We start from the raw sequence: 5,319 nt of genomic DNA on the forward strand, positions 1-5,319 counted from the left end.
TATAGCGTCCAAGTTTCGGGGCGCAGTTCAGACTGATGGGTGGGGCTTCGCTGTGCGCAGGTCTTGCCGTATGGAGGTTTTGCTGTGCGTAGGTTCTGAGCCTCCTGTTTTAGGAATTCCCGGTCCCGCTGACGAAAATTTTGCCGCCCTTCACCTGCACCGGGTAGCTGGTCAACGCCTCCTCCGCGGGGCCGTGCACGACCGAGCCGTCAGCTACGGCGTACTCGGAGCCGTGGCAGGGACACACGATGCGGTTGGAATCCTGCACCTGCACCTGGCAGCCCTGGTGGGTGCACACGGTGCTGAACGCCTTGTACTCACCCGCGGACGGCTGGGAGACGATAACGGTCGTGGAGCCGTGGGTCAGGCGTGCCGCCTTGCCCACACCCACTGCCGAGGCGGAACCCACCTCAACGGTGCCTTCGGGTGCGGTAACGTTGGAGTCACCTTCAGCGCAGGAGGCGAGCAACGCACCGGATGCGACGGCACCGGTGATGAGGGTTGCGCGGCGGGAGAAGACGCGATCAGAAGAATCAGTTGCTGCGGTAGCTGCTGCGGCGTCGATGGCATTAGACTCGACTGCGGCGGGGGAGGCGCACGCCTTCTGAGAGCGGCAGCATCCGTTGGGTGCGGGCATGGTGGTTCCTTTCGTGTACTCTTTCCACCCTATGCCGGTTTGGAACAAAAATCGAATGAGAGCAGGATAAGCTTGGTTCGCATTTGCTCCCCCCCCCGAGACAAAATCCTGAGGCACACTCCGGAGGCACACAAAATGCCGGTCGGGTGGTCGCATCAGCAACACACCCAACCGGCACACATCTATTCAGCGTTAGAGAAATCTACCCCAAGTGGCGGGCAAAAATCGGCGCAATCACGGGGGCAACCAGACCCGTCTGCCACGGACGCGCACCGTACTCGGCGAGTGCATCCCGCAGGGTCTGCTCGTCAAAACGAGCCGGCGGCTCCCAGCAGAGGCGGCGAACATAATCGGTCGTGATCAGGTTCTGCGCCGGGATATTCAGCTCCTCAGAGAGCTCATCAATTGCCTGACGAACCTCGGTGAACAGCGCCAAGTTCTCGGGGCGCTTAGACTCCCATGCCTTCAACGGCGGCGGGGCAGTCGACGGCAAAGTGAACGGTACGGCGTTCTCACCGCGTGCTGCCGCGGCAATAGCACGCACCCAACGCGGGCCCTCACGACGCAAACCACGCGTCTGAAAACCAGGAATCGACATGATAGCGGGCACGTTACGCGGCATGGTGCGTGCCGCCTCCACAATCGCAGAATCAGGTAGCAGACGCTTCGCGTCGACGTCCTTCTTACGTGCCAGCGAGTCACGCTCAACCCACAGGTTACGCAGTGCCGTCAGCTGCTTGACCGAACGCAACATCGTGCGGCCCTTCGTCTTACGCCAACGCTCCGGCTGATCCGTCGGATCCTTCACCGGGGTCTTGCACAGGTACTCGAACTCCTCCAGAGCGTACTGCAGCTTACCCTGCTGGCGGAGCAAATCCTCCAACGCGTCACGCAAATCAATGAGCACGTCAACGTCCAGCAGCGCATAGTTCAGCCACGACTCCGGCAGGGGGCGGCGCGACCAGTCTTCCTTCGAGTGCTTCTTCGCCAGCTTATAGCCGAGCAGCTCCTCAACGGTCGCACCCAGATTCACGCGCTCCAGACCGGCAAGACGCGCACCAAGCTCCGTATCAAACAGGCGGTTCGGGCGCATACCGAGCATGTCCAGGCTCGGGAAGTCCTGAATCGCGGCGTGAATAACCCACTCAGCATCCGCCAAAGCATCGTTAATAATGCGCAAATCCTTAAACGCCTCAGGGTCAATCAGGTACAACTGATCTTCACGCTTAAGCTGCACCAAAAAAGCACGCGAACCGTAGCGGATGCCCTGAGCACGCTCAGTATCAACAGCCACCGGGCCGGACGCCGCCGCCAACTGCTCAGCGGCACGACGCAGACCGCTCTCAGTGGTGATGAGAGTCGGAATCGGTGAGGAAGGGGCCTCCAGAGGAACAACGTCCGGAACTTCGATACCGTGAAGGGTCAGCTGAGGGGTGCCTGCGGCATTCTGTTCAGCTGCGGTACTCATGCACTCAATCCTTTTCCTCTGTCTGATTCGACGCGCCAGATGCCCGGGTAGGCGTACGCCCGAGCAAACACGAGCCCGGGCGGGGTGGCGTGCCCGCGAAGGCACTACGCCATTCTACCCGCCCGAGCTTAAAGCCTCGAATTTAGAGATACTCACAATAAGGGGTTCACCGGTACGCCCGCGAGGGGGCTTGCCGGGCTCTATTCGGCGGCTTCCGCCTCGTCAACCGGAGTATCACCAGGCTGTGCTTCACTAGGCTGTGCCTCACCCGCCGGGGTCAGCGTCAGACACACCGAATTAATGCAATACCGCAAATCCGTGGGAGTCGGAAAACCCTCACCCTCAAACACGTGACCCAGATGCGAATCGCAGGCGGCGCAACGCACCTCCACACGGCGCATACCGAACGTCGTATCCTCCAGGTAACGCACACGATCCTCAGCCAGCGGCGCGAAAAACGACGGCCAACCACAATGCGAATCGAACTTCTGATCGGAACGGAACAGCTCCGTACCGCAAGCACGGCAAGAATACACACCCTCCGTGTGGGTGTTCCAGTACTCGCCCGTGAACGCGCGCTCGGTGCCGCCCTCACGCAGAACAGCGTACTCTTCAGGCTTGAGGACTTCACGCCAGTTCTTGGCGATAGCACCCACGCCAGGTAGCGAATTGCCCATCATGACTCCTTCAGTTTGCTCTCATGCCCAGGCTCTTACGGTATATGTAACGCCGCGGCCGGGCGGATTATTCCCGCTGAGCGCGGACTAAGCGCGGATGTCAGCGTACTTGCCGTTGGTGAGCTTCAGCAGGTCGTCCGGGGCGAGCTCAACGTCCAGGCCGCGCTTACCGCCAGAGACCATGATCGTGTCAAAAAGCTGCGCAGACTCATCGAGCAGGGTGGGGGAGGGGGTCTTCTGGCCCAGCGGGGAGATGCCTCCGACCACGTAGCCGGTGCGGCGTTCGGCGACCTTCGGGTCGCACATGGAGGCGTTCTTCCAGCCGAGGGCTGCGGCGGCCGCCTTCACGTTGAGCTTGCCAGAGACCGGCACGATTGCGACCGCGAAATCCTTCTCATGCACGATCAGCAGGGTCTTGAACACCTGCTCCTCGGAGGCACCGAGGTTCTTCGCGGCTTCTTCACCGAAGGAGGTGACGCCCTCAACATGCTCGTATTCACGCATCTGGAAGGGGGTGTTCGTCTCGGTCAGCAGTGCTACGGCGGCGGTTGCTGCGCCGCTCTTCTTACCTTTAGTTTTCTTAGCCATAGATACCATTTTACGGAAGTCACCACGCGCCGATACCTATGCGCTGATACCTATGCGCCGAGAAGCCACATGTGTTTCGAGAAGCCACAATAATGGTGGCTTCTCGAAACACATGTGGCTTCTCAATGGTTATGGGGTTATTTCAGTAGCCCTTTTTCCTTCAGCTGCTCTTGAGAAAGCGAGCCAACGACAGTCCAAAATCCATCTGATTTGTCTACGTTCTGAGGTGGCCTTTAGGCTCCCTTTTTTCTTAGTAAATACCGATGAGTAATTGCATGCCAAGACTAGTCAAGATGATAGCAATCCAGCAAAGGGCTCCAAGAAAAATGGATTTTCCACTGGATTTGATCATAGCAATGAGGTTGGTTTTGAGACCAATAGCACTCATAGCCATGATGATGAGGAATATGGAGAGTTGTTTGAGAGGTGAAAAGAAGCTATTGCTGACACCGAAAGATGTGAGAAGAGTAGTTAGCAGAGAAGCTAGGATAAAGTAGAGAATGAAAACGGGGAAGATTTTTTTAAGCTTCACTCCTTGGTTGTTGCCTTGTTGACGGCTTTGCCAATAGGAGAGGAAGAGAACGATAGGGATAATAGCTAGAGTACGTGTCAGCTTGACAATAGTTGCAGGCTCAAGAGTGTTTGCATTGTAAAGACTATCCCAGGCACTAGCAGTAGCTGTCACAGAGGAAGTATCGTTGACCGCAGTACCCGCAAAGAGAGCAAAACCTTCGTTGGAAAGATGGAGCCAAGAACCTAGAGTTGGAAAGATAAGAGCTGCCAAGACATTGAAGAAAAAGATAACAGAAATGGCTTGGGCCACTTCTTTTTCCTTGGCGTGAATAACAGGAGCAGTCGCTGCAATGGCAGAACCGCCACAGATAGAAGAACCTACACCGACCAAGGTAGCAAGCTTTGTATCCAGATTAAAAAAGCGTTGGAAAAAGAAAGCAATAATTAAAGCGATAGAAATGGTCGAAATGATGACAGGAAGGGAAGATTTTCCAACTGCGAAAACTTGTGAGATACTGAGTCCAAACCCAAGCAAAATAACAGCATACTGAAGCAATTTTTTGGAGCTATAAGTCAAACCGGCATCCAGTTGTGTATAGGAAGTGAGAAAGGGATGGAGAATCATTCCGATAAAAATGGCGAAAACAGGTGCTCCCACAACAGGCAGAAATCCTCCTAAAACCCAAGAGATGATAGAAATGATCAGACAGACTGACAGCCCTGCCCAATTTTTTGATAGAAATGACATAAAAACCTCCGAAAATAGATACTCCTTATTATAGTCTTATTTGGTAAACTAGAAAGTAGGAATACAGACCCAGTCCGGGGAGCGCACCACCTCAGCCTCCGCGCTGATAAAGGCCTTCGATATCCTTGAGGAACTTAATATCCTTCTCGTAGGTATCCAGCATAGAGGGCCATACATACTGCATGTCACCGGTCTGAATACCGTAGTTACGGGCTCTGACCCAATCGGTCATCATCTCACGAAGACCAGCAAAGGTTTCAGGGTACTGTTGCGGCTTAGCCTTCGGAAGAGGGACGTTCTGAGCTATACCGTATGCATCAGCTTTGCGGTACTCGCCGTCGGGTGCTTTAGAATTACCTGAATACCCGCGAGTTACTCTCGGAGTAGCACTCGCCGAAGGCGAGTCAGACGCCGCTGCAGACGCCGAAGCCGACTCACTCGGGGCGGCGGAGGCGGTGGCTGCCGCCTCATTAGCCGTCTGCTGGCCGCACGCCGCAAGCAGGGCACCAATGCCCATAAGTGTGCCGCCGCTCAGCATCGCGCGGCGAGTAAGAAGAATGGAAGTCATGGAAATACATTCCTCGTATCGGTGTGAAGTGTGAATAGGTGGCTGGCTAGAAACCGGAAGACTAAACAGCCGAAGGGAATAACCCCGATAGCTGAGAAGCCACATGTGTTTCGAAAAGCC

Annotated in this window: 6 protein-coding genes; all 6 read right to left on the reverse strand. The window is 55.8% G+C overall.

Annotated features, from left to right (window positions below; genetic code table 11):
* Window positions 1-109 precede the first annotated feature (109 nt).
* The gene (locus tag HMPREF2971_RS07170) at window positions 110-637 is read right to left on the reverse strand and encodes a Rieske (2Fe-2S) protein (RefSeq protein ID WP_070692140.1); all 528 of its coding nucleotides are present in this window, start codon (window positions 635-637) and stop codon (window positions 110-112) included.
* 202 nt (window positions 638-839) lie between these two features.
* Window positions 840-2,105, reverse strand: a complete 1,266-nt coding sequence (locus HMPREF2971_RS07175) for an HRDC domain-containing protein (RefSeq protein ID WP_049350292.1) — start codon at window positions 2,103-2,105, stop codon at window positions 840-842.
* Between the two features lie 200 nt (window positions 2,106-2,305).
* Complete coding sequence (gene msrB, locus HMPREF2971_RS07180; RefSeq protein ID WP_070543214.1) at window positions 2,306-2,782, reverse strand: peptide-methionine (R)-S-oxide reductase MsrB; 477 nt, start codon at window positions 2,780-2,782, stop codon at window positions 2,306-2,308.
* Window positions 2,783-2,869: 87 nt separating this feature from the next.
* Complete coding sequence (gene ybaK / locus HMPREF2971_RS07185) at window positions 2,870-3,370, reverse strand: Cys-tRNA(Pro) deacylase (RefSeq protein ID WP_070506566.1); 501 nt, start codon at window positions 3,368-3,370, stop codon at window positions 2,870-2,872.
* A gap of 250 nt (window positions 3,371-3,620) precedes the next feature.
* Window positions 3,621-4,631, reverse strand: a complete 1,011-nt coding sequence (locus tag HMPREF2971_RS07190) for a YeiH family protein (RefSeq protein WP_049340581.1) — start codon at window positions 4,629-4,631, stop codon at window positions 3,621-3,623.
* Window positions 4,632-4,722: 91 nt separating this feature from the next.
* Window positions 4,723-5,199, reverse strand: coding sequence for a DUF6318 family protein (locus tag HMPREF2971_RS07195; protein ID WP_049358785.1), 477 nt, complete (start codon window positions 5,197-5,199; stop codon window positions 4,723-4,725).
* Window positions 5,200-5,319 lie beyond the last annotated feature (120 nt).

It is taken from the genome of Rothia sp. HMSC066G07, from assembly GCF_001814485.1.
Classification (GTDB): Bacteria; Actinomycetota; Actinomycetes; order Actinomycetales; family Micrococcaceae; genus Rothia.

Excerpts from the sequence above, each read along its gene's own strand:
- HMPREF2971_RS07170 (WP_070692140.1), bottom strand. The coding sequence starts at position 637 with ATGCCCGCACCCAACGGATGCTGCCGCTCTCAGAAGGCGTGCGCCTCC.
- HMPREF2971_RS07175 (WP_049350292.1), bottom strand. The coding sequence starts at position 2,105 with ATGAGTACCGCAGCTGAACAGAATGCCGCAGGCACCCCTCAGCTGACC.
- msrB (WP_070543214.1), bottom strand. The coding sequence starts at position 2,782 with ATGGGCAATTCGCTACCTGGCGTGGGTGCTATCGCCAAGAACTGGCGT.
- ybaK (WP_070506566.1), bottom strand. The coding sequence starts at position 3,370 with ATGGCTAAGAAAACTAAAGGTAAGAAGAGCGGCGCAGCAACCGCCGCC.
- HMPREF2971_RS07190 (WP_049340581.1), bottom strand. The coding sequence starts at position 4,631 with ATGTCATTTCTATCAAAAAATTGGGCAGGGCTGTCAGTCTGTCTGATC.
- HMPREF2971_RS07195 (WP_049358785.1), bottom strand. The coding sequence starts at position 5,199 with ATGACTTCCATTCTTCTTACTCGCCGCGCGATGCTGAGCGGCGGCACA.